Here is a 23,636-nt window from a genome sequence, read left to right as displayed (position 1 = left end):
GTGGGTGCCGGCCAGCCATGGAGCCGACCGGCCCGGCGTCACCGCCCGATGCGCACCGGGTTGGCATTCGCCGGGTTCGGCGTGGCGCTGTGCTGCGTGGGGGTGGCCGGGCTGGGCGCCTGGAACCTGCAGACCGTCCGGCAGGCCGCCGGCCCGATCCGGGAGACCGCCGACGGTTTCCTCAACGAGGTGGCCCTCGGCGACAGCGACCGGGCGTACGAGCGGCTCTGCCAGGACGCGCGCAGCCGGTGGAGCGCGATCGGCTTCACCAGTTGGGTGCGCACACCGCCGATGGTCACCGACTACGAGATCACCGACGTGTCGGTCGCCACCCGCAGCGGCCGACCGCAGGGCACCGTGACGGTGAAGGTGACCCGATCCGGCGGGATCAGTGAGGAACGCCGTCTGCCGGTGGTCCGCGAGGACGGCGACTGGCGGGTGTGCGGTGACCCCTTCTGAGCCGCCGGCCGTCGCCCCGGTACGCCCACAACTGCTGCGACCACGCGAGGGGGTGCAGCCGACCACCTCGACGGAACTCTTCTTCGACCTGGTCTTCATCTTCACCGTCACCCAGTTGTCGCACTCGCTGATCGCGCACCTGGACTGGCCGGGCGCCGGGCGTACCGGCCTGCTGCTGGCGCTGGTGTGGCTCGTCTGGGTCTACACCACCTGGTTGACCAACTGGCTGCAACCGGACCAGGGGCCGGTGCGCACGATGCTGATCGGGGTGGGGCTGGGCAGCCTGTTGCTGTCGGCGGCGATCCCGCAGGCGTTCGACGCGACCGGCCTGCTCTTCGCGGTGGTGTACGTGGTCGTGCAGGTGGGTCGCACCGTCTTCGCGTTGTGGGCGGTGCAGGGCAGTCCGTGGCTGGTGGCCGGATTCCAGCAGTCGCTGCCGTGGATCGCCGGGACGTCGGTGCTCGTGCTCCTCGGCGGCCTGGTCGACAGCCCCTCCCGGGAGGCGGTCTGGGCAGCGGTCATCGTCCTCGAGGTGGTCGGCCTGTCGATCGGCTATCCGCTGCCGGGGCGGGGGCGCAGCCGACCCGAGCGGTGGATGGTGGAGGGTGGGCACCTGGCCGAACGGTGTGCGGCGTTCGTCCTGATCGCGCTGGGGGAGTCGATCCTGGTCACCGGCAGCACCCTCACCGCGCACGTGGATCTGGTGACGTCCGGGGCGTTCCTGCTGGCGTTCGGCGGTTCGGTGGCGCTGTGGTGGGTGTACTTCGCCCGCTCGGCCCCGGCCGCCACCGAGGTCATCGCCCACGCCGGGGAGCGCACCGGCGCGTTGAGCAGGGTCGCGTTCAACTTCCTGCACCCGGTGATCGTCGCCGGTGTCATCGTCGCGTCGGCGGCCGACGAGCGGTTGCTGCGGGAGCCGGGCGCGTCGGCGACCACTGTCGATGTGTTGCTCACCCTCGGCGGTCCCGCGCTGTTCCTGGCCGGGCACGCCGCCTACCAGGGGCTGCTGTGGCGGACCCTGCCGATCAGCCGGGTCACGGCGGTGGTGCTCCTGCTGGCGTTGATGCCGGTCGGTGTGTGGCTGGAGATGCCCGTGGCGGTGTGCGCCACGGTGGCGATGGCGGTGACGGTCGTCGTGATCGTGACCGACCGGTTCCGGTCACGGGTGGCTGCCCGGTGACCCCCTCCTCGCCGGGCGTCGGGCCGCGGCACCCGCGGCTGCTGCGCCCACGCAAGGGAGTGGAGCGGACCACCTCCACCGAGCTGTTCTTCGACCTGGTCTACGTCTTCACGATCACCCAACTGTCGCACTACCTGGCCGGGAACCTGGACTGGCGCGGTATCGGGCGGACCGCGGTGCTGCTCGGCCTGGTCTGGCTGGTCTGGATCTACACGGTGTGGGCGGGCAACTGGCTGCACCCGGACCGCCCACCGGTGCGGGCCACGCTGCTGGTGGTGACGCTGGGCAGCCTGCTCCTCGCTGCGGCGCTACCCACCGCCTTTGACGGAAACGGGCTGCTCTTCGCCTTGGCCTACGCGGTGGTGCAGGTGGGGCGCACGGTCTTCTCGCTGTGGGCGATCCGCGGCGAACCCTGGCTCGGCGACAGTTTCCGCCAGTGCCTCGTCTGGATCTCCGGCACCGCGGCACTGGCGATCGTCGGCGGGCTGATGGACACCCCGGCCCGGGAGCTGATCTGGATCGCGGTGATCATCGTCGACGCGATCGGGCTGGCGACCGGGTTCCCGGTGCCCGGCATGGGTCGCAGCGCGCCGGAGCACTGGCGGGTGGAGGGCGGGCACCTGGCCGAACGCTGTCAGGCGTTCGTCCTCATCGCGCTGGGAGAGTCGATCCTGATCACCGGTGGGACGCTGACACAGCGGTTGGACCGGGTGACGATCGCCGCGTTCCTGCTCGCCTTCGCGGGCTCAGTGGCCCTGTGGTGGGTGTACTTCGACCAGGCGCAGGCCAGCATGCGGGCGCTGGCGGCCGCGGGCGCGCGGGCCGGCCGGCTCTCCCGGCTGGTGTTCAACTACCTGCACCCGGTGATGGTGGGCGGCATCGTCATCACGGCGGTCGGTGACGAACGGTTGCTGCACGCCCCCGGTGAACCTGTCGACTGGGCGAGCGCTCTGGTCGTCCTGGGCGGTCCCGCCCTGTTCCTGGCCGGGCACGCCGCGTACCAGATGGCGCTCGTTGACACCGGCGTGCTCGCCCGGGTCACGGCGACGCTGCTGCTGCTCGCGTTGTCCCCGGCGGCGGTCGCGCTGCGGGCGCCAGTCGCGCTGGCCGCCGGGGCGGCGCTGCTGATCACGGTCGGGGTGATCGTGGCCGACTGGTTGGCGGGACGGCGGGTGTCTCAGTCGCGGGGGCCGAGGTCGCCGCTGCGGTAGTGCCGACGGCAGAGCACCTGGTAGCGCACCTCGGCGGTGTCGACGGTGTCACCGATGACGACCTGGGCGCCCTCGCGCACGACCCGCCCGTCGACGACCCGGGCGTTGAGCAGCCCTTCGCGGCCGCACCAGCAGAGCACCTCGACCTGGATACGGGCCACCTCGTCGGCCAGCTCGAACAGGCGTTGCGCGGCGGGGAACATCCGCGACCGGAAGTCGGTGGCCAGGCCAAACGCGAAAACGTCGACGTCGTAGCTGTCGACCAGCTCGGCCATCTGCTCGACGTGCTCGACGGTGTAGAAGCACGCCTCGTCGCAGATCAGGTAGTCGACGCGTACCCCGTCGGCCCACCGGCCGCGCACCAGGGCCCGCAGGTCCAGGTCGTCGGTGACCTCGATGGCCTCGTGGGCCAGGCCGATGCGGGTGGTGACCTGCGGCCCCAGCGACCTGTCGATGCGGGTGGTGACCAGCCCGCGGCGGCCCTGCCGGGCGTGGTTGTAGTTCATCTGCAACGCCATCGTGGACTTGCCGCAGTCCATCGGCCCCCAGAAGAACTTCAACGCCGCCGCGTGCACCGGACGCCCGTCCAGCCCGCGCGCCGCCGCGCACCCGGCCGGAGCGTGCGGCTGGCCGGGGAACGGGTGGGCGAGGCAGGTCGGGGCGGCGGTGGCGTCGTCAGTCACGGTCGGGCAGCCTAGCTGATCGGCCGCCCCTGATCTGTCGGGTGCGGGATGCGTGCTCAGAGCACCCGGGGTGGCGTGTTACCTGCGGCGACGATGGCACGGCGGATCGGTACGGCGGCCAGGAGCAGGAACCCGACCACGAAGAAGATCAGCAGTGAGACCAGGCCCACCCGGTACGAGGCGGTGAGTTGGAACACCAGGCCGAAGGCGAGCGGGCCGAGCCAGCTGGTGCCCTTGTCGCTGATCTCGTAGAAGCCGTAGTACTCACCTTCCTTCCCGGCCGGGATGAGCTGGCTGAACAGCGACCGGCTCAGCGCCTGGCTGCCGCCCAGGACCAGGCCGATGGCCGCGCCGAGGACCATGAACGGCACCGGCGCCTCGGCCGGCAGCCGGAACGCGCCAATGATCACACCCGTCCAGAGGACCAGGCTGAGCAGCACGGTCTTCCAGGCGCCGATGCGCCGGGCCAACGCGCCGAGGCTCAACGCGCCCCCGAAGGCGAGGAACTGCACCAGCAGAATGGTGATGATCAGGGTGCTCTGCTCCAGGCGCAGTTCCTCGGTGCCGTACTGGCTGGCCAGGGTGATGACGGTCTGGATGCCGTCGTTGTAGACCAGGAACGCCAGCAGGAAGAAGAGCGTCAACGGGTACGCCTTGATCTCGCGCAGGGTGTGCCCGAGCTGGCGGAACCCGTCGGTGAGCACGTTGCCCCGCCGCCCCGACGCCGCCGCCACGCTGGGGCGTTCGCGCAGCCAGCGCAGCGGCACGAGGGTGAACACCGCCCACCACACCCCGGCCGAGACGATCGACCAGCGGGCCAGGTCCAGGGTGCGCTGCGGGTTGTCGTCCTGGCTGAACAGGGTGACCGCGACCAGGTTGAACCCCAACAGCAGACCACCGCCGAGGTAGCCCAGCGCCCAGCCGCGGCTGGAGATGCCGTCGCGTTCGTCGGGGCCCCCGAGCTGCGGCAGGAACGAGTTGTAGACCACGATCGCCGCGCCGAAGGAGATGTTCGCGACCAGGAAGAGCGCCCCGCCGAGCAGGTAGCGGTCGCCGGTCACGAAGATCATCGCCATGGTCGCGCCGGCGCCGGTGAACGCGGCCCCGCCGAGCAACCGCTTCTTGTGCGCCGACCGGTCGGCGATCGCCCCGATGACCGGTAGCACGAACACGGTGAGGAACACCGACAACGAGATCAGGTACGGGTAGTAGGACCCGGCGGCCACCCGGATGCCCAGCGGGTACACGTACCCGTCGCAGGTGTCGGCACCCAACTCGCAGCCGGCGGCCACCTCCGCGACGGTGGTGATGAACGGGCCGAGGAACACCGTGATGACGGTGGTCTGGAACGCGGAGTTCGCCCAGTCGTAGATGTACCAGCCCCGGCGCTCCCGACGGGTGCTCGCGGGGGGCGGGGTGTCGTCCACCGTGGGGGTCACGGTCTCGGCCATCGGGGGTCCTTGGAGTGGTTCAGGCGGCCCAGTGGCCGCGGCTGCGGTAGACGTCGCGCAGCACGCCGACGTGATCGGTCATGATGCCATCCACGCCACGATCCAGTAAGTCGTGCATCTGGGCGGGTTCGTCGATCGTCCAGACGTGCACCTGAAGGCCGATCCGGTGGCAGTAGGCGAGGAACCGGCGGTCCACCACCGGCACCCGCCCGTAGCGCGGCGGCACCTGCGCGGCGACCACCGACGGCGGCAGCCGCAGCGGCCGTCCGTGCAGGGAGGCCAGCCGCAGCCGGGCGACGCCGCGCATGCCGAGGCTGGTGGCGACCCGGCCGCCGGTGAGGGCGCGCAGTCGGGTCAGCCGGGCGTCGCTGAACGAGGCGAGCAGCACCCGGTCGCCGGCGCCGGCCCGGGTCACGGTCGCGACCGTCGGCTCGACGCCGCCGTCGGCCTTCACGTCGATGTTGAAGCGGACCTGCGGCCACGCGTCCAACACCTCGTCGAGCCGGGGTACGACGGCAGCGCCACCGACGCGCACCGAGGCGAGGTCCGCCCAGCTCATCTCGGCGATGCGCCCCGCCTCACCGGTGACCCGCAGCAGCGTCGGATCGTGGAAGATCACCGCCACACCGTCGGCGGTGGCGTGCACGTCGGTCTCCACGTACCGGTAACCGAGCCCGATGGCCCGGGCGAACGCCTCGGTGGTGTTCTCGTCGCCGTCGGCCGCGCCGCCACGGTGGGCGAACGCCAGCGGCGCTGGCGCGTCGAGGTAGCCGAATCGGGTCAACACGCGACGCAGTATGCCCCCGGTCGGTGGCCGGCGGGTGGCCGGCGGGCGTCTGTCGCCCGCTCGCGCCGCCGCCGGCGGAAAGCGGTCAGCTCCAGTCGGTCTGGTAGCCGTCGCGGCGCAACAGGTCCAGCAACTCGGCGTCACTGGGCCCGTGGACCCGGGTGAGCGCGGTCGCCAACTCGTCGACCCCGACCGGGTCCGGCCCCTGCACCTCGATCGCCCGCACCCTGGCACCGTCGGCGCGGTAGAGGGCGATGGACGGGTCGCTGTTGTCGGTGTCGTGGGTCACGACCAGCGTGCTCCCGCCGCCCAGGTCGGTGCAGGTGCGCAGCAGAGGCGTGTCGCAGTCGACGCCGTCGGGTAGCCCACTCGCGGGTTGCGGCACGCCGAGCCGCCAGAGCACGGGTACTTTCCGGCCGTCGGCGGTCCGCAGCGGGTAGGCGATGTCGAGGCCGCCACGATCGAGCCAGCCGACGGTGCCGGGCCGGGTCACGTCGTCGGGGATCAGCAGTTGATCCCGTGGCCACGGTGACGATCTGGTCAGATCGGCGAGGTCCCGCTGGTCCTTGGCGTTGTGGTACGCGGTCCGCAGACCGGCGTAGCCGATTCCGCCGACGACGAGGAGCAGCACTGCGGCGAGGATGAGACGGCGGCGCGACACATGATCATTATCGCTGGTCGCCGTGCGGCTCGGTTGCCCGGGCGTCGCACGCCGCTCAGCCCGAGTGGCGGGCCCCCGTCCGACTCCGGCACGGGTGACCACCGGCGGCAGTGCGACAACCGTCGCCGGGACGATGGCGAGGGCGCGCGGGGCCCGTCTGCGTCCAGGGCACCCCCCGGCCGTCAGTTGTTCTCCCTTTGCTCTGCACCCCTATAGGCGACGGTCACCGTGAGTAGGTGGCGCGTCCGCGGGTGCAGAGCAAAGGAAGAGAAGGTGGGGTGAGGGTCCAGCCTCGGGCCCGCACTCGGTGCCGTGGGCGCCGGCGCGAGCACGCCTTCGTCGGCACGCCTTCGTCGGGCGCGGCGCCTTCGTCGGCACGCCTTCGTCGGGCGCGGCGCCTTCGTCGGCACGCCTTCGTCGGGCGCGGCGCCCTCGTCCGGCGCGGCGCCCTCGTCCGGCGCGGCGCCCTCGTCCGGCGCGGCGCCCTCGTCCGGCGCGGCGCCCTCGTCCGGCGCGGCGCCCTCCGGGCGTGCGGCGGTGGGCGCGGCGTCCTCAGGGCGTGCGGCGGTGGGCGCGGCGCCCTCAGGGCGTGCGGCGGTGGACGCGGCTGAGGTCGGCGGGGCGGCTGGGGTCGACGTGCCGGGGCCGGTCCGGCTCGTCGGGGCGTAGTGGGGCGAGGGTGTCGGTGAGCGCGTCGACAATCCGGTCGGTGGCCCGGCGGGCGGCGCCGGGGTTGGCCGCCGCCGTCTCGCCCAGGTCGACGGGGGTGCCGAAGTGCACCCGGATCACCGGTCGGCGCCACACGGAGCGGGCGAGGCCGCGCAGCATGCCACGGGGTGCCTGGTAGGGCAGCACCTCGTGTGCGCCCCACTGGGCGACCGGGATGACCGGGGCGCCGCAGGCCAGGGCGAGTCGGGCGGCGCCGGTCTTGCCGCGTTCGGGCCACAGGCCGGGGTCCAGGCCGATGCGCCCCTCGGGGTAGATGAGGATCACCGAGCCCCGGGCCACCGCCGAGGCGGCGTCGTCGAGGGCCTGGTGCACGGCGCTGGTGCCCCGGTCGACCCGGATGTGCCCGGCCTGGCGCATGAGTGCGCCGAGCACCGGCGCGCGGAACAGCCCGGCGGTGGCCATGATCCGCGGGGCGATGCCCCGGGTCTGGCAGGCGGCGGCCATGACCAGCGGGTCGAACGGGCTGATGTGGTTGGCGGTCAGCACGAGCGGGCCGCGTCGCAGGTGTGCCGGGACGTCCCCGGTGACCTCGAGTCGGGCGAGCAGGCCGACCAGGCCACGGGCCAGCAGCAGGGCGGTGCGCCAGATCAGCGGCGGCTGCCAGGTGGTGAGTGCGGTGTTCATCAGCGCGCCATCGTCGCACGCGCCGGCCGGCCCGCGAGGGCGGGTCGGGTGATCAGGGTCATGACGTCCGAACGGGTACGGGCCACCAGCCCTCTACGACGAGCAGTAGTATTTACTACGTCTCGTAGTACGGATGGCTGGGGGTTCCAGGTGGACGCGTTGGACGTTGCCCGCTGGCAGTTCGGTGTCACCACCGTCTACCACTTCCTCTTCGTGCCGTTGACCATCGGCCTCTCCGTGCTGGTGGCCATCCTGCAGACGATGTGGCACCGCACCGGCAACGAGCGCTACCTCAAGCTCACCAAGTTCTACGGCAAGCTGTTCCTGATCAACTTTGCCATGGGTGTGGTCACCGGCATCGTGCAGGAGTTCCAGTTCGGCATGAACTGGAGCGACTACTCCCGCTTCGTCGGCGACGTCTTCGGCGCACCCCTGGCCATCGAGGCACTCGTCGCGTTCTTCCTCGAATCCACCTTCATCGGCCTATGGATCTTCGGCTGGGACCGACTGCCCAAACGAGCGCACCTGGCCAGCATCTGGGCCGCCGCGATCGGCACCAACCTGTCCGCGTACTTCATCCTCGCGGCGAACTCGTTCATGCAGAACCCGGTCGGCTACCGGATCAACCCCGACAGCGGGCGCGCCGAACTGACCGACTTTCCGGCCGTGCTGACAAACAAGGTCGCCCTGGTCACCTTCCCGCACACCCTGGCCGGCTCGTTCCTGGTCGCCGGGTCGCTGATCGTCGCGGTCGGCCTGTGGCACGTCATCCGCAACCGCAACTCCGCCGACACCGGGGCGTACCGCTTCGCCACGAAGTTCGGCTCCTGGGTGGTGCTGGTCGCCTCCGCCGCCGTGCTGTTCACCGGCGACATCCAAGGCAAGATCATGACCGAGGTGCAGCCGATGAAGATGGCCGCCGCCGAGGGCCTCTACAGCACCGAGAGCCCCGCCTCGTTCTCCGTGCTCACCATCGGCAGCCTGGACGGTAGCCGCGAGGTGTTCGCCCTCAAGATCCCGTACCTGCTGTCCTACCTGGGCACCGGCGACCCGCACGGCACCGTGCACGGCATCAACGACCTACAGGCCCAGTACGCCACCCAGTACGGCGCCGGCAGCTACACCCCGATCATCCCGGTCACCTACTGGAGCTTCCGCTTCATGATCGCCTTCGGGATGGCGGCCGGCGCGATCGCCCTGCTGGTGCTGTGGAGCCAGCGCAAGGGCCGTACGCCGAGCAGTAAGTGGCTGCTGCGCGCGGGCCTGGCCATGCCGGTGCTGCCGCTGCTGGCCAACTCGTTCGGCTGGATCTTCACCGAGATGGGCCGCCAGCCGTGGATCGTCTTCGGCGAGATGCTCACCCGCAACGGGGTGTCCCGCAGCGTCTCGCTGGCCGAGGTGCTCACCTCGTTCACCGCGTTCACGCTGATCTACGCCACCCTCGCCGTGATCGAGGTGAAGCTGCTGCTGCGCTACGCCAAGGCCGGCGTACCCGACGTCAGCGAAGAGCCGCCCACCGACGACACCGACGACGCCGAGCGCCCGCTCGCCTTCGCCTACTGATCCCGGAGCCCATCGTGGACCTGACCACCATCTGGTTTCTCCTCGTCGCCGTGCTGTTCACCGGGTACTTCATCCTGGAGGGCTTCGACTTCGGCGTCGGCATGCTGCTGCCCGTCCTCGGCCGCGACGACCGCGAACGCCGCGTCCTGATCAACACCATCGGCCCGGTGTGGGACGGCAACGAGGTGTGGCTGATCACCGCCGGCGGCGCGATGTTCGCGGCGTTCCCCGAGTGGTACGCCACCCTCTTCTCCGGTTTCTACCTGCCGCTGCTGCTGATCCTGCTGGCCCTGATCGCCCGGGGCGTCGCGTTCGAGTACCGACACAAGCGCCCCGAGGCGTCCTGGAAGCGCCGCTGGGACACGGCGATCGTGGTCGGCTCGCTGCTGCCGGCGTTCCTGTGGGGCCTGATCTTCGCCAACATCCTGCGTGGTGCGCCACTCGACGCCGACCACGAGTACGTCGGCGGCCTCGTCGACCTGCTGCACCCGTACGCCCTGCTCGGCGGCGCGACCACCCTCGCGCTGTTCCTCACCCACGGCGCGGTGTTCCTCGCCCTGAAGACCACCGGCGACATCCGCGAGCGCGCCGGGGCTCTCGCGGTGCGCCTGGGCGTCGCCGCTGCGGTGCTCGCGGTCGCGTTCCTGACCTGGACGTTGAGCATCCGTTCCAGCGCGGCCGCCGTCGTGCTCGCCGTCGGCGCGGCCCTCGCCCTGCTCGGCGCTCTCGCCGCCGCCCGGGTACGGCGTGAGGGCTGGGCGTTCACCGGCACGGCCGTGGCGATCGGCCTGGCCGTGGCGACCCTGTTCGCGGCGCTGTTCCCGAACGTGCTGCCCTCCACCCTGGACCCGGCCGGCACGCTGACTGCCACCAACGCGGCCTCCACCCCGTACACCCTGAAGATCATGACCTGGGTGGCGGTCATCTTCACGCCGGTGGTGCTGGCCTACCAGGGCTGGACGTACTGGGTGTTCCGCAAGCGCATCGGCGTGGCCAACATCCCGCAGCACTGACCACTCGCCCGGTGTCACGGGCCGCTGCAAAGATCGCCATCATGTGGAACCGGGATCTCGACGTGCTGGTACCGATGTGGCAGGGCGCGGACGACACCCGCGTGCGCCAGGGAGCGGCCGCGCTGGGCGCCCTGGTAGGCGTGGGGATCACCGAGTACGTCCCGCAGCTCAAGCACGACCAACAGACCCTCATCAAGGTGCTCAGCGCCCTCAACCTAGGCAAAACCCCACCCCTCTGAAACCCCCACCCCCTGAAACCTCACACCCGAGCCCACACCCCGCCCCGCCCCACCCCACACCCCGCCCCGCCCCGCCCCGCCCCGCCCTGAGCCTCGCTCTACGAGCCCTCGCCCTACGCCGCCCTACGCCGAGCCCTCGCCCTACGCCGCGCCGATCTTGCACTTACTGTTGCTGGAATGCACCGAATGCCCTGTATGCCGCGACAGTAAGTGCAAGATCGCCGGGGCCGGGGCCGGGGCCGGGGCGGTTTGGGCGGGGCGAGGGCCAGGGCGGGGACGCGGGGCCGGGCTCGGGGCGGGCCGGGGCGGCGAGGGCGGCGAGGGCGGGGGCTCGGTCGATCATGGAGTTGTGGTGCCGGTTTTGGTGTGATGATGGGTGTTTTGGTGCCCACCACAACTCCATGATCGACGGGTGCGGGGACGGAGTGGGGGGACGGGGCAAAGGACGGGGTTGGGGTGGGGGACGGGCGGCGGGAGCTGGTCGAAAATCGGCGGTTGCCGGGAGGCGGTGCCGCTACGGTGTGCCGATGCCCGCCACCCTGCACGTACGCGAACTGACCGCCGACGACCTTGACGCCGCCTGGGAGTTGGGGCGGTTCGCGTTCGGCTCCGACCCGCAGCGTCCCGCGCCCACGTCCACCCCGGTGCCCGGCCTGACCCGTTACGGCGCGTTCGACGACACCGGTCGGCTCGTCGGCAAGGCCGTCGACCTGCACCACGACCAGTGGTGGTCGGGGCGGGCGGTGCCGGCTGCCGACGTGGCCGGGGTGGCCGTCGCACCCGAGGCTCGTGGTCGGGGCGTGGCCCGCGCTCTACTCACCGCGCTGCTGCGGGGTGCCCGTGAGCGGGGGGCGGCGATCAGTGCGCTCTACCCGACTGTCGCCGCTCCGTACCGGGCCTGCGGGTGGGAGGTCGCCGGAGCGCTGCGCACCGTCGACCTGGCCACCGCCGCCCTGCCCCGGCACCGGCCCGCAACACACCTCACCGTCCGGGCCGGTACGCCCGCCGACCTGCCGGCCGTCGACGCCCTGTACGCGCGGGTCACCCGGCACCGCAACGGCCCGCTGACCCGCCGGGGTGAGCTGTTCGACGCCCCCGACCGCGGTCTGCCCGGTGATGGGATCACCCTCGTCGAGGCCGACGGCGAGCTGGTCGGCTACGCGACCTGGCAGCGGGGCCGCGGCTACGGGGCCGACTCGGTGCTCACCGTCGACGAGGCCCTGGCCGTCACCGCCGACGCGGCCCGGGAACTCGTCGGTGTGCTCGGCAGTTGGGCGAGCGTCGCGCCGACCCTGCGCCTGTGCCCGCTCGACGGTGACGCCGTCAGTGTCCAGTTGCCGTTGGAGTCGGCCCGCGAGCACGAGCGGGACGTGTGGATGCACCGACCTGTCGACATCGCCCGCGCGGTGGTCGCCCGGGGATGGCCGGCCCACGCCCGGGGTGTCGTCGACTTCAGCCTCACCGACCCGCTCGCCGAGTGGAACACCGGCACCTGGCGGTTGAGCGTCGCCGACGGCGCCGCCGAGCTGACCCCCGTGGACGGCGGGGCGGACCTGCGGCTGAACGTCCGCGGCTTCGCCCTGCTGTACGCCGGCGCGGCCGGCGCCCGCTCGGCCGCGCAGGCCGGCCTGCTGCACGCCGCCGGTGACGCCGACCCGGCCGCCCTCGACCTGCTCGGTGTCGGAGGCCCGGCGCAGCTGCTCGACTACTTCTGACCGGCCGGCTCCGGCATCCGGGGTCGCTGCCGACACGCCCCTTCCGATGACCGGCCGGCTCCGGCACCCGGGTCGCTGCCGACACGCCAGTTCCGACGGGCGTCCAGGCTCCCGCCTGTCTTGGCACGAAGCGGACGCCCCGTTGGGCGTGACACTCGACGCGCCCGGCAGGAGACGCGTCGTCAGGTCGGGGTCGCGGCCAGTTCGGCGTTGGCGCGCTCGGTGACCAGGGTGAGCGCCCGGGCGGCGGCGTTCGCCTCGTCGGTCGGGATGTCCGCGTAGAGGCGGGCGGTGATGCCGGCGACGGTGTCGGCGATGCGGGTCTGCACGGCGCGACCGGCGTCGGTGAGCCGCAGTCGTGGCGCGTCGGCGTCGACCTGGGCGAGGTTCGCGTCGACGAGGGAGGTGAGCACCCGCTGCACCCGCGGCTCGTCGACCTTCAGTGTGCTGGTGACCCGCTGGACGAGGTGGGCGTGTTCCACCGGGCCGTTGGCGAGGGCGTTGAGGGCGAGCACCTGCTCGAACGCGACGCCCAGGGGAGCGACGGCCCGTTCGAGCAGGGCCCGGGTGGCGTAGTGGGCCTGGCCGATGACCTGGCCGTTGAGGGTGGGGACGGTGGACATGACGCCTCCTTCGAAACGTTGGAACAACCAACGTTGGAAGAACCAACGTAACAGCAGATCGTGGGTCGCGCCAACGATTACTGGTAGTCTTCAGCCCATGGATCACGCGGCCCCGCAGTCACCCGCCGGGCTCAACACCACCCCGAGCTGGCTGCTGAACCAGAGCGCCACCCACGCCGCCCGCCTGCTCAGCGAGGGTTTCGCCGCGCACGACCTGCGCGGCTACCACTACCGGCTGCTCGCCACCCTGGCCGAGGAAGGCCCGGCGAGCCAGGCCGACCTCGGCCGACGCTGCGGCATCGACCGCAGCGACGTGGTGGCCGCCATCAACGACCTGGCCGGCCGAGGGCTCGTGGTGCGCGCCCCCGACCCGGCCGACCGCCGCCGCAACGTCATCAGCGTCACCGACGCCGGCGCCGACGAGGCCCGCGCGATGGGCGCGACCGTCGACCGCGTCCAGGCCGACCTGCTCGCCCCCCTGTCCAGCACCGAGCGCGAGCAGCTCACGCGCCTGCTCACCCGACTGCTGGAACACCACCGCAGGCGGCACTGACCCACCCGCGCCGGCACGCGTCAGCGGGCCTCGCGCAACTCCGCCAGCCGAGCCTCGATCTCCGCCAGCTCGGCACGCAGCTTCTCGGCCTGCTGCTCCGCCTCGGCCCGCTCGGTGCCGAGGATCTGCTCCACCGCCTCCTGCACCCCCGGCACGTCCACAAGCGCCACCATCTTCAACGCCTCCGCCGGCTTCACCACGTACGGCTTCGCCAGCGCCTTGGTGCCCTGCTGCGCCGCGACGGTCCACTCACCGTCGGCGTACGCCAGGGTCACGGTGAGGCCCGCGGGGCCCTTGGGCTTGACGGCCTTGACCGCCCGCCGCGCCGGCGGCTTCTCCGTCTGCTCCACCTTCGGCTCCTCCTGTCGCTGCGCGGGCACCCGCGGCGTGTCCAACACGAACTCCGGCGCGGGCGCCGCGGGTGGCTCCGGCTCGGGCTCTGGCTTCGGCTCCACCACCCGGCGGGTAACGCCCTTGGGCGCCACGGCCAGGTCGGCGGGGGAGAACGGCAACTCGTCGCGACCGAAGCGCACCACCACGAACTCGTCGGACACCTCGGGGTCGGTCAGCTCGATCACCTGACCGACCTGACCGGCGATCTGCCCCGCCGACGCGGTGAACACCACCCGCGGTTTACGCCCGGCCGCCAACGACTCCCGGATGCTCTGCACCTCGCTAGTGGACAAACCCTGGCCGGCATCCATCACAACCCTCTTCCGTACACCTGTTTGATTGCTGTCTTGATACCAGCCGGCTGCGACACCCGCCGCACAGGGCTCACACCCCCGGCCGCACCCGGGTCGACGACCCTCAGCCGCCCAGCGCCCGCAGCGCCCGGTCCGCGTGGTCGTTCATGCTGACCTCGCTGTGAATCACCTCGACGACCCGCCGGTCGACACCGATCACGAAGGTCATCCGCTTCATGCTCAACGGCCCCAACGGCACCCGCCGCTTGACCCCGAACTGCTGCGCCACCACGCCGTCGGCGTCCGACAACAGCGGATAGTCGAAGCCGTGCAGCTTGGAGAACTCGGCCTGCTTCGCCACCGGGTCCCGGCTGATGCCCACCCGCGACGCGCCAAGCGCGGTGAACTCCGCCGCGAGGTCACGGAAGTGGCAGCTCTCCGCAGTGCACCCCCGGGTCATCGCCGCCGGGTAGAAGAACAGCACCACCGGCCCGGCCGCCAGGAACTCCGACAGCCGCCGCGGCGTGCCCGTCTCATCCGGCAGCTCGAAATCCTGCACCACGTCACCGACACCCACACCCGCCACCGCGCACCTCCGTCGTCGAATCGACCGCGCGGTGAGCGTAAGGGATCACGCCCAGAGCGCACCTCGTCGGTCACACCCCCCACCGGATGTGACAGTCCTCTCGACGACCGACCCGCGCCGGTCACGGTAGCGTCGGCGGGTCACTTGCGCAGATTCTGGGAGGCACCGTGGCACCCGTCACCGTCATCACCGGCGGCGGCCGGGGCATCGGCGCGGCCACCGCCCGCCGGCTCGCCGCCGCCGGTCACCACGTCGCCCTGTGCTACCGCCGCGACGAGGCCGCCGCCACCGCCGTCCTGGCCGACCTGCGGGCCGTCGGCGCACAGGCCATCGCGGTACGCGCCGACACCACCGACCCCGAGCAGGTGCGCGACCTGTTCGACACCGCCGCCCAGCTCGGCCCCCTCACCGGCCTGGTCAACAACGCCGGCGTCACCAGCCTCATCGGACCCTTCACCGAGCTGCGCGTCGAAGACCTGCGCCGGGTCGTCGACGTCAACCTCGTCGGCTACGTCCTCTGCGCCCAGCAGGCCGCCCGGCGGCTCACCGACGGCGGGGCGATCGTCAACGTCTCGTCGGCGGCCGCGACCCTCGGCAGCCCGGGGGAGTACGTGCACTACGCCGCCGTGAAGGCCGCCACCGACACCCTCACCGTCGGCCTGGCCAAGGAACTCGCCCCCAAGGGCATCCGGGTCAACGCCGTCGCCCCCGGCATCGTGCGCACCGACATCCACGCCGACTCCGGGGTGCCCGACCGCGCCGACTCCGCCGTCGGCCGCATCCCGCTGGGCCGCGCCGGCGAACCCGACGAGATCGCCGCCGCCATCGCCTGGCTGCTCGGCCCGGACGCCTCCTACGCCACCGGCACGGTGCTCCGCGTCTCCGGCGGCCTGTGAGCCGGGGCGCGCGCCGCGCCCCGGCTCACCGCTCAGTGGGTGAACAGCTTCGCTGCCGTGATGACCGTCTGCGCGACCCCGTAGCCGAGCAGCGCCGCCACCACCAACCAGGAGATCCACAACCGGGCCTGCTGCCCGGAACGGCTGTCGTCACTCATCGCGTACCACTCCTCTGCTCGGTCTTCGGCTCGTCCACGTTCCCCGCTGGTTCGTGGTAGCGCTGCGGCACCGGCCGCACCAGCAGGTTCGCCACGAAGCCCACCGCCAGCACACCCACCATCGTGAACAGCGCCGGGCGGTACGCCGCCGCGGTCAGCGAACCCGGCTCACCCTGCGCGTCGAGGAACCCGTTGACGATCAGCGGACCCGCGATGCCCGCCGCCGACCAGGCGGTCAGCAGCCGACCGTGGATCGCGCCGACCTGGAAGGTGCCGAACAGGTCCCGCAGGTACGCCGGCACCGTCGCGAACCCACCGCCGTAGAACGACAGGATCACGCAGGCCAACAGCACGAACAGGGCCGTCGAGGTCTGCCCGACCAGCGCCAGCAGCGCGTACAGCACCATGCCGACACCCAGGTACACCAGGTAGATCGGTTTACGGCCGATGACGTCCGAGGTGGACGACCAGACGAACCGCCCGGCCATGTTGAACAGTGACAGCAGACCGACGAACCCGCCGGCCGCCGCGACGGTCACCGCCGAGGTGCCGTTGTCGCGGAAGAAGTCCTGGATCATCGGGCTGGCCTGTTCCAGGATGCCGATGCCGGCGGTCACGTTGCAGAACAGCACCACCCACAGCAGCCAGAACGAGCGGGTCTTCACCGCGTTCGCCGCCGACACGTTCGCCGTGGTGACAAGCGGCTTCGCGGCCACGCTCGCCGGGTCGAAGCCGGCCGGCCGCCAGTCCTGCGCCGGCACCCGCACGTTCGCCACCCCGAACATCATGATCACGAAGTAGCCCAGGCCCAGGGTCACGAACAGCCACACCAGGGCGCTGCCCGACGCCGTCGACCCGGCGTTGGCCGGGTCGTAGCCGGCGTCATAGAACGACAACAGTTGCCGCGACAGGGGAGAGGCGACCATCGCCCCACCACCGAATCCCATGATCGCCAACCCGGTGGCCAGCCCCGGCCGGTCCGGGAACCACTTGATCAACGTGGAGACGGGGGAGATGTAACCGATGCCCAACCCGATGCCGCCGAGCAACCCGTAGCCCAGATACAGCAGCCATAGCTGCTTCGTGGCGATGCCCAGCGAGCCCACCAGGAAACCCGCCGCCCAGAAACACGCCGAGACGAACATGGCCTTACGCGGCCCGTTCGCCTCCACCCAGGTCCCGGCGACCGCGGCGGACAACCCGAGCATCACGATCGCGATACTGAAGATCACCCCGATCGCCGTCTGACTGGTGTCGAAGTGAGCGATCAGGGAGTTCTTGTAGACACTTGTCGCGTAGACCTGACCGATGCAGAGGTGGATGGCCAACGCCGCCGGGGGGATGAGCCACCTGCTGTAGCCGGGCGGCGCGACGGTGTGCCGACGATCGAGTGCGGAAAGCATGCGCTGCTCCCTCTCCGACGAGGACGAGAAACATCGCAGACAACGTGCCCACACCAGTCGTAAGCGGCAAACCTCACCAGCGCCGGACGGTCGCTCCGCTGAGCTGAGCGGTCAGTCAGGACACCACGCAGCCCCGGCGCGGTCGACTCCGCTGCGCAGACCGCGACCTGCCGGGGACTCGACCACGCCGGCAGCGGACCCGCTAGCGCAGATCCGGGGTGTGCCAGCCACCGGCCAACGCGTCGGCGTCCGCCGGACCCCAACCGCCCTTCTCGTACGACTGCACCGCCGCCGGCAGATCCAGGATCGGCTCGACGATGCGCCACTCCTGCTCGATCGTCTCCGCCCGGGCGAAACGCAGGTGCTGACCGTCCATCGCATCGTCGAGCAACCGCTCGTACGCCTCCTGCCGACGCCCCAGCGCCGCCCCGAAGTCGACGGACAGGTCCACCGGACGGCTCACCACCTCGGCACCCGGGCTCTTCGCCTGGATCGACAGGGTGATGCCGTCACCACGCCCCAGCCGGAACCGCAGCAGGTTCGCGGCGGCCACCGTGCCCCGCTGCGCCGGGATCAACGCACGCTGCGGCTGCTTGAACTCGACCACGACCTCGGTCGCCGTGCCCGGCAACGACTTACCGGTGCGCAGGTAGAACGGCACACCCGCCCAGCGGGGGGAGTCGACGGTCAACCGGGTCGCCACGAACGTCTCCGTGTTCGAATCCGCCGCAACGCCCGGCTCGTCGCGGTAGCCGGCGTACTGACCCCGCACCGTGGACTCCGGCGACAGCGGCGCGATCTGCCGCAACACGGCGACCTCGGCCTCCCGGAACGCAGCGGTGTCCTCGCTTGCCGGAGCCTCCATCGCCAGGAGCGCGACGACCTGCAGGATGTGGTTCTGCAGCACGTCCCGGGTCGCACCCACCGTGTCGTAGAACCCGGCGCGCCCCTGCGTGCCGAAACCCTCCGCGAGGGTCACCTGGACGTTGTCGACGTGCTCGTTGTTCCACAGCGGCTCGAACAGCCGGTTGGCGAACCGGAACGCGTAGAGGCCCTCGACCGCCTCCTTACCCAGGTAATGGTCGATGCGGAACACCCGCTCGGTGTCGAAGGCCGCGCGCAGCGTGCGGTCCAACTCACGCGACGACGCCAGGTCACGCCCGAACGGCTTCTCCACGATCACCCGACCCCGGTCGGCCAGACCGACGGCCGCCAGGCCCTCGACGACGGAGCCGAACACCGCCGGAGGGATCGCCAGGTAGAAGACCGGCCGTTCGGCGTCGCGCAGCCGGTCGGCCAGCCGCTGGTACGTCGTCGGGTCCGCGTAGTTACCGGAGATCATCGACAGGTTGTCCGCGAGCCGATCGAAGGTCTCGTCGTCGACCGCGTCGTTGGCCTCGGTGACCGACTTGCGCGCCATGGTGACCAGTTGCTGGTCATCCCAGGCGGAGCGGGCCACGCCGATCACCGGGACGTCGAGACGATCGCGCCGGGTCAACTCGTACAGCGCCGGAAACAGCTTCTTCGACACCAGGTCGCCGGTGACGCCGAACAGCACTACCGCGTCTGAACGCATGCGCATGGCACTTCCATTCGATCATCTGGATCTGATCTTCCGAACGGTCAACGGCACGACCCGCTCCGGGCATTCCCCGGCGGGCGGCACACGTGAGGTCGGCGACAACGTTGTCTCACCCCGCCCTAACCATAAGGAAGGTTTACAGTACGGGCCGAGCGCCGGTAACCTGCGAACCTGATCGACGGCCGTCGATCAATACGAGGCCTGGAGGTACCGTGCGCCGCCGACACCCCACCACACGGCTACTCGCCATAGCCGCACTCGCCCTACCCCTCACCCTGACCGCCACGGCAACCCCCGCCACCGCCGCACCCCACCCACCGGACCCGACAACTCAGCGACGTCATCCCCGCACCCGTCGAAACCCGACCCGACACGCACAACGCGTTCCGGATCACCCCCCCGACCATCATCCGCACCACCCCCGGCTCCGCCGCCGCCCGGCGCATCGGCAACCACCTCGCCACCACCCTGCGCCCCGCCACCGGCCACCCCCTGCCCGTCATCCCCGCCCGCTCCACCCCGCTACCCGAGATCGCCCTGCTCATCGGCGGCGCCGACAACCGCATCGGCCAACAGGGCTACCAACTCGACGTCACCCACCGCGGCGTGACCATCCGGGCCAACACCCCCGACGGACTGTTCGCCGGCACCCAGACCCTGCGCCAACTCCTCCCCGCCCAAATCGAGGCGCCCAACCGGCAGCGCACCACCTGGACGATCCCCGGCGGACGCATCGTCGACTACCCGCGCTTCGCCTACCGCGGCGCGATGCTCGACCTCGCCCGGCACTTCCACACCGTCGACGAGATCACCGCCTACGTGGACCTGCTCAGCCAGTACAAAATCAACTACCTGCACCTGCACCTCACCGACGACCAGGGCTGGCGCATCCAGATCGACTCCTGGCCCCGCCTCACCACCGTCGGCGGGGGACCCGGCACCGGCGTCGACGGCGTCGGCCCCGGATACCTCACCAAGGCCGACTACCAGGCAGTCGTCGCCTACGCCGCCGCCCGACAGATCACGATCATTCCCGAGATCGACATGCCCGGGCACACCAACGCCGCCCAGTCGACGTACCCCGAACTCAACTGCGACGGCGTCGCACCACCCCCACGCACCGACATCACCGTCGGCTACAGCTCCCTCTGCATCAACGACGAACTCACCTACCGCTTCGTCGAGGACGTCATCCGCGAACTCGCCGCCATCACACCCGGACCATTCCTGCACATCGGCGGCGACGAAGCCCACGCCACCACCGACGAGGACTACCGCACCTTCATGAACCGCGTCCTACCCCTGGTCGCCAAGTACGGCAAACGCGCCTACGGCTGGAACGAGATCACCCAGGCCGACACCACCACCGACCACGTCGCCCAGTACTGGGGCACCGGCACCACGAACACCAGCCTCGTCGCGGCCGCCGCCCGCGGCACCAGAGTCGTCATGTCACCGGCGAACAAGGCCTACCTCGACATGAAGTACGACGCCAACACCCGCCTCGGCCTGCGCTGGGCCGGCCTGATCGAGGTGTCCGACGCCTACGGCTGGGACCCCGCCACCCGGGTAACCGGCATCGGCGAGGACGCCATCCTCGGCGTCGAAGCCCCACTGTGGTCCGAAACGCTGCGCACCCTCGACGACATCGAACACATGGCCTTCCCCCGCCTGCCCGCGATCGCCGAACTCGGCTGGTCCACCACCGCCAGCCACGACTGGGAGTCCTTCCGAACCCGACTGGGGCAACAGGCACCCCGCTGGCGACTGCAACAGGTCGACTTCTACCCGTCCCCACAGGTGCCCTGGCTCTGACCCGCACCCCCGCACCCCGTCCGGGGGCACCAGTCGACACACGGCCGGTGCCCCCGGCCCGACCCGACCGGTCATGAGAGGTTGAAGCGCACAGCCGCCTCCAACGAGGAGCCCCCCCCCATCCCGCCGTCGCCGGCTCGGGACTGCGAGAGATCTACCCGGACCTGCACGCCCACCTCGACGCCGCCCTGGGCCACCGCACCCCGGCCGTCGTCGCGACGGGGCTCGCCGCACTGCACTCCGGCGACGCGACATCCCAACAGGAGCTACAGAACAGCCCCGACTACGCGCTACCGGACGAGACCGCCGAGGTCGTCTTCGACGGCCCGGTCAGCGTCATCACCGGCCGGCAGGACCGGATCGTCGGATACGCCGACCAGTTCCGCGCCATGCGCCACTACCCGCGCGGCACCTACACCGTCAACGACGCGGCCGGACACTACCTGCCACACGAACAACCCGCACTGCTGCGATCGCTCACCCAGGACTGGCTGCGCCGCACGCGAGGCTGAGACGCGCCGACGGGGGAGAGGACCCACCGTCAGCGCACTCACGAGGGCCAGGGCACCTCGTGGTACGTCACCCCGGTGCTGACCGTCAGCAGATATGCCTGCCCACGCAGAGGGCCGTTCCACAACGCATCGACGTCGACCCGGTGGTCGTCCTGCCACACCATGGGCCACCGAACGTCCACCGAATGGTCCTCGGGCCGCGGATCACTCGCCCGGAACCACCTGACCGACAGCCGCCCGCCATACCCCACCGCGACATAGGTCAACGTCGGCAGCGGTAGCACCTGCCCATCCTCGGTCAGACCATTGGCCGCGACGTAGAACTCCACACCGTCGAGCGCCTCACCGCTGACCGGCAGCACACCAGCCTGCTTCGCGGCCACATCCATCTGACGCAACGCGTCGAGCAACTCTCCACGGACAGCGAAATACCTGGTCTCACCCCAACTACAGCGCAGTCGGAAGGGGTCGTGTGGGTACAGAACATCGGCGACACCGGCGTGGCAGTCATCGGACGTCGACGTCGCCACCTCTGTCAGCGCCGGTGTTCCCCCCACCAGTTCGGCGAAGACCGCGTCGGTCTGGGCAGCCGTCGCCGCGCTCGCCTGCCGGACGGCGCTGGAGGCAGCCTCCCGCCGTGCGTCCTCGGGTGTGGGAGCGTCGGGTCCACACCCGACAAGCGAGAGCACCAGGACCACGGCTGCTCCCGATCTGCCAAGGTGTGGCGTATCCATGCCCGCGAGCATTCCGGCTCGCCACACCGGCCGCATGAGCCGCCGTACCTAAGCCGCCGCGAGCACCAACCTCCCGGCACAGGCTCGAACGCTTGCCCACCCGACGACTGGCGCGGATGGTCAGTCCGGCAGGCCGGCGAGGACGAGGGCGACACTGCGGGCGGCATCGCCAGTTCCGCATTCGCGTCGACGATCCGGCGCCTTCACCAGATACCGATCGTCCTCGAGCGGTTCGACCCAGGGGCAGTCGCCGCTGTACGGGTGACCGACTGTTCTGCTGAACCCGAGGGTCCCATGGCTGGTGAAGGGCATCAGCCGGCGCAGTCGCGGCTCGCGAACGGCCACGGCGATGAAGGAATGCAGGCGGCGCAGGTGCGGCGCCCGCTGAGGATTCTCGTGGTACCGCCGCCAGGTGTACTCGGCGGCTTCACCGCGTTCGTGGGCCTCGGCGAGAGGCCCGAAGGTGACGAACGGCCACGCGGAGCCGAGGGCCCGGACCCGCGCGCCCGACTGCCAGGTCCGGATCGCGGCGGCCACCGCAGGCAGGTCGTCGGTCTCGCCCCGCGCCAGGCAGACTCCCTGTGCCCAGAACTCCACGAGGAAGACCCGCTCGTGACTGCCCATCAGGACGGTGGCGATGCGGTCGTCGTCCCGCACCCGCGCGCCGGTGAACCGCCAACCGGGTGAGGCTTCGGGGAGCGCCTGCACGAATGGGGCAATCTGGTCGAACTCGACTTGCAGAGTGCGGACCAGGCTGCCCGCGAGAGCGACGTCCGGGTACAGGACGGGATCTGGTCGCGACGGACCACGTTGCACAGACACGCACCCATGGTGCCTCGGCGCTCAGGCCAACAAGTGATACCGCAGGGCCGCGCCGACAGGGCCGGCACCGGCCACTTCCCGCTCATCCGACCATCGAGGTGCGATTCGATAATGCACATTATGTAAAGTGAGGCGTTCTGGCGGTCCCCTTACCGTCACCCGACAGTGGTCAGTCGCGGGTCCGGCCGGGCGGACCCGCGTCCTCGTCCGGCCCGACGAGGCGCGCGTTGACCAGCGGGTTGCGCCGCAGGGCCGCGAGCACCGCGGCGCCGGCGCCGACGTCGGTCCAGGTGTCGTCCCACAGGGCGGAGACGAGCCAGGACCGATCCGCCGGGAAGAACAGGTCGGGCAGCGCCCCGTCGCCGCGCATGTGACCGGTCCGCCAGTTGAGCGCCTGCTCCGGCCCGGCCTCGACCAGCACGTAGGGCCAGTCCCAGTAGAGGGACACCCTCGCAGCCTGCGGGAAGACGACGTCGTGGGCGCCGGTGTCGAGGAAGCCCAGCCACCACGGCTGGTCCGCGGTGCAGGCGACCAGCTCGTTGATCACGGCGTGTTCGTGGGCGTCGAGGTCGACGCCGTCGGGCGGGTAGAAGGTGCCGTACGCCTCGAACACGGGCGGGATCGCGGTGGTGATCGAGAAGCCCGGCGCGACCCGCCCGGGCAGCCAGGCGACGTCGCCGGCCGTGCCGATCCGCCAGGTCCGCCCGTCCTTACCGACCTCTGTGGGTGCGGTCGAGGGCGTTGCCTCTGCCGCGTCGCCGGCGACGGCGGTGGGCGTTGCGTATGGAGCCCAGCCGGGTCGGCCTGCGGCCCGCCACCGATGCCCCTCCGGGCAGACCAGATCCATCGGTCCTTCCAGGTCTGTGTAGACGGTGGGCGTGCCGGGTCGACCACAGGTGGGACAGGTGCCGGCGGGCGACGTCATGCCGCGCACGATACGTGTTCCGCGAT

General features: G+C 71.1%; 24 protein-coding genes. 10 read left to right on the top strand and 14 right to left on the bottom strand.

What is annotated here, in order from left to right; translation table 11 throughout:
- Genes AB0C15_RS09615 through AB0C15_RS09605 form a run of 3 tightly spaced genes read left to right on the top strand, consistent with a single transcriptional unit; the run spans window position 1 to window position 2,850 of the window.
- A complete protein-coding gene (locus AB0C15_RS09615) occupies window positions 1-459 on the top strand; it encodes a hypothetical protein (RefSeq protein WP_357350484.1) in 459 nt (152 codons plus the stop codon).
- Window positions 446-1,639 carry a low temperature requirement protein A gene (locus AB0C15_RS09610; RefSeq protein WP_357350482.1) on the top strand — a complete coding sequence of 398 codons (1,194 nt, stop codon included), beginning with the start codon at window positions 446-448 and terminating at the stop codon, window positions 1,637-1,639. The genes AB0C15_RS09615 and AB0C15_RS09610 overlap by 14 nt, the downstream gene beginning before the upstream one ends.
- The gene (locus tag AB0C15_RS09605) at window positions 1,636-2,850 is read left to right on the top strand and encodes a low temperature requirement protein A (protein WP_357350480.1); all 1,215 of its coding nucleotides are present in this window, start codon (window positions 1,636-1,638) and stop codon (window positions 2,848-2,850) included. The genes AB0C15_RS09610 and AB0C15_RS09605 overlap by 4 nt, the downstream gene beginning before the upstream one ends.
- Here AB0C15_RS09605 and AB0C15_RS09600 read toward each other — a convergent pair.
- From AB0C15_RS09600 to AB0C15_RS09580, 5 genes are all read right to left on the bottom strand, one after another.
- Window positions 2,817-3,440, bottom strand: a complete 624-nt coding sequence (locus AB0C15_RS09600; RefSeq protein WP_357350837.1) for a thymidine kinase — start codon at window positions 3,438-3,440, stop codon at window positions 2,817-2,819. The genes AB0C15_RS09605 and AB0C15_RS09600 overlap by 34 nt on opposite strands.
- Window positions 3,441-3,589: 149 nt before the next feature.
- Window positions 3,590-4,984 (bottom strand): MFS transporter, encoded by a 1,395-nt coding sequence (locus AB0C15_RS09595; protein ID WP_357350478.1) that lies wholly within the window; start codon window positions 4,982-4,984, stop codon window positions 3,590-3,592.
- Window positions 4,985-5,003: 19 nt separating this feature from the next.
- Entirely contained in the window at window positions 5,004-5,771 is a 768-nt protein-coding gene (locus AB0C15_RS09590) for a glycerophosphodiester phosphodiesterase (RefSeq protein ID WP_357350476.1), read from the bottom strand.
- A gap of 85 nt (window positions 5,772-5,856) precedes the next feature.
- Window positions 5,857-6,432 (bottom strand): hypothetical protein, encoded by a 576-nt coding sequence (locus AB0C15_RS09585; RefSeq protein ID WP_357350474.1) that lies wholly within the window; start codon window positions 6,430-6,432, stop codon window positions 5,857-5,859.
- 582 nt (window positions 6,433-7,014) lie between these two features.
- Complete coding sequence (locus AB0C15_RS09580) at window positions 7,015-7,785, bottom strand: lysophospholipid acyltransferase family protein (protein ID WP_357350472.1); 771 nt, start codon at window positions 7,783-7,785, stop codon at window positions 7,015-7,017.
- A gap of 150 nt (window positions 7,786-7,935) precedes the next feature.
- Between AB0C15_RS09580 and AB0C15_RS09575 the strand changes: the two genes are divergently transcribed.
- The 4 genes from AB0C15_RS09575 to AB0C15_RS09560 all read left to right on the top strand — a co-directional run bounded on the left by AB0C15_RS09575 (window position 7,936) and on the right by AB0C15_RS09560 (window position 12,315).
- Entirely contained in the window at window positions 7,936-9,348 is a 1,413-nt protein-coding gene (locus AB0C15_RS09575) for a cytochrome ubiquinol oxidase subunit I (protein WP_357350470.1), read from the top strand.
- A gap of 14 nt (window positions 9,349-9,362) precedes the next feature.
- Window positions 9,363-10,361 (top strand): cytochrome d ubiquinol oxidase subunit II, encoded by a 999-nt coding sequence (cydB, locus tag AB0C15_RS09570; RefSeq protein WP_357350468.1) that lies wholly within the window; start codon window positions 9,363-9,365, stop codon window positions 10,359-10,361.
- 41 nt (window positions 10,362-10,402) lie between these two features.
- Window positions 10,403-10,600, top strand: a complete 198-nt coding sequence (locus tag AB0C15_RS09565) for a hypothetical protein (protein ID WP_357350466.1) — start codon at window positions 10,403-10,405, stop codon at window positions 10,598-10,600.
- A gap of 527 nt (window positions 10,601-11,127) precedes the next feature.
- Window positions 11,128-12,315: a GNAT family N-acetyltransferase gene (locus AB0C15_RS09560; protein ID WP_357350464.1), complete on the top strand. Its 1,188-nt coding sequence runs from the start codon at window positions 11,128-11,130 to the stop codon at window positions 12,313-12,315.
- Window positions 12,316-12,497: 182 nt separating this feature from the next.
- On the opposite strand, the gene AB0C15_RS09555 is transcribed toward AB0C15_RS09560, so the two are convergent.
- Window positions 12,498-12,938 (bottom strand): hypothetical protein, encoded by a 441-nt coding sequence (locus AB0C15_RS09555; RefSeq protein WP_357350462.1) that lies wholly within the window; start codon window positions 12,936-12,938, stop codon window positions 12,498-12,500.
- A gap of 97 nt (window positions 12,939-13,035) precedes the next feature.
- Between AB0C15_RS09555 and AB0C15_RS09550 the strand changes: the two genes are divergently transcribed.
- Entirely contained in the window at window positions 13,036-13,491 is a 456-nt protein-coding gene (locus tag AB0C15_RS09550) for a MarR family transcriptional regulator (RefSeq protein ID WP_357350460.1), read from the top strand.
- A gap of 20 nt (window positions 13,492-13,511) precedes the next feature.
- On the opposite strand, the gene AB0C15_RS09545 is transcribed toward AB0C15_RS09550, so the two are convergent.
- Together AB0C15_RS09545 and AB0C15_RS09540 are read right to left on the bottom strand one after the other, a co-directional pair.
- Entirely contained in the window at window positions 13,512-14,195 is a 684-nt protein-coding gene (locus tag AB0C15_RS09545; protein ID WP_357350458.1) for a hypothetical protein, read from the bottom strand.
- Window positions 14,196-14,301: 106 nt separating this feature from the next.
- Window positions 14,302-14,763 carry a peroxiredoxin gene (locus tag AB0C15_RS09540; protein ID WP_357350456.1) on the bottom strand — a complete coding sequence of 154 codons (462 nt, stop codon included), beginning with the start codon at window positions 14,761-14,763 and terminating at the stop codon, window positions 14,302-14,304.
- Between the two features lie 167 nt (window positions 14,764-14,930).
- Between AB0C15_RS09540 and AB0C15_RS09535 the strand changes: the two genes are divergently transcribed.
- Window positions 14,931-15,659, top strand: coding sequence for an SDR family oxidoreductase (locus AB0C15_RS09535; protein ID WP_357350455.1), 729 nt, complete (start codon window positions 14,931-14,933; stop codon window positions 15,657-15,659).
- Between the two features lie 32 nt (window positions 15,660-15,691).
- Here the strand turns inward: AB0C15_RS09535 and AB0C15_RS09530 are convergent, their stop codons facing one another.
- The 3 genes from AB0C15_RS09530 to zwf all read right to left on the bottom strand — a co-directional run bounded on the left by AB0C15_RS09530 (window position 15,692) and on the right by zwf (window position 18,802).
- The gene (locus tag AB0C15_RS09530) at window positions 15,692-15,817 is read right to left on the bottom strand and encodes a hypothetical protein (RefSeq protein WP_357350453.1); all 126 of its coding nucleotides are present in this window, start codon (window positions 15,815-15,817) and stop codon (window positions 15,692-15,694) included.
- Complete coding sequence (locus AB0C15_RS09525) at window positions 15,814-17,220, bottom strand: OFA family MFS transporter (RefSeq protein ID WP_357350451.1); 1,407 nt, start codon at window positions 17,218-17,220, stop codon at window positions 15,814-15,816. Before AB0C15_RS09525 ends, AB0C15_RS09530 begins: the two co-directional genes overlap by 4 nt.
- A gap of 202 nt (window positions 17,221-17,422) precedes the next feature.
- Window positions 17,423-18,802, bottom strand: coding sequence for a glucose-6-phosphate dehydrogenase (gene zwf / locus AB0C15_RS09520; RefSeq protein ID WP_357350449.1), 1,380 nt, complete (start codon window positions 18,800-18,802; stop codon window positions 17,423-17,425).
- A gap of 342 nt (window positions 18,803-19,144) precedes the next feature.
- On the opposite strand from zwf, the gene AB0C15_RS09515 reads away from it, so the two are divergent.
- Window positions 19,145-20,617 (top strand): beta-N-acetylhexosaminidase, encoded by a 1,473-nt coding sequence (locus AB0C15_RS09515; RefSeq protein WP_357350835.1) that lies wholly within the window; start codon window positions 19,145-19,147, stop codon window positions 20,615-20,617.
- Window positions 20,618-21,167: 550 nt separating this feature from the next.
- Here AB0C15_RS09515 and AB0C15_RS09510 read toward each other — a convergent pair.
- The 3 genes from AB0C15_RS09510 to AB0C15_RS09500 form a co-directional block, all read right to left on the bottom strand.
- Complete coding sequence (locus AB0C15_RS09510) at window positions 21,168-21,863, bottom strand: hypothetical protein (RefSeq protein WP_357350447.1); 696 nt, start codon at window positions 21,861-21,863, stop codon at window positions 21,168-21,170.
- Window positions 21,864-21,983: 120 nt separating this feature from the next.
- Window positions 21,984-22,685, bottom strand: coding sequence for a DUF6193 family natural product biosynthesis protein (locus tag AB0C15_RS09505; protein WP_357350445.1), 702 nt, complete (start codon window positions 22,683-22,685; stop codon window positions 21,984-21,986).
- A 169-nt stretch (window positions 22,686-22,854) separates the two neighbouring features.
- Window positions 22,855-23,610 carry a hypothetical protein gene (locus tag AB0C15_RS09500; RefSeq protein ID WP_357350443.1) on the bottom strand — a complete coding sequence of 252 codons (756 nt, stop codon included), beginning with the start codon at window positions 23,608-23,610 and terminating at the stop codon, window positions 22,855-22,857.
- Window positions 23,611-23,636: the final 26 nt, after the last annotated feature.

The organism is Micromonospora sp. NPDC048835 (assembly GCF_040649995.1).
Taxonomy (GTDB): Bacteria; Actinomycetota; Actinomycetes; order Mycobacteriales; family Micromonosporaceae; genus Micromonospora.
The sequence above is the reverse complement of the archived record's forward strand: the minus strand, read 5'-3'. Positions and strand labels throughout refer to the sequence as shown.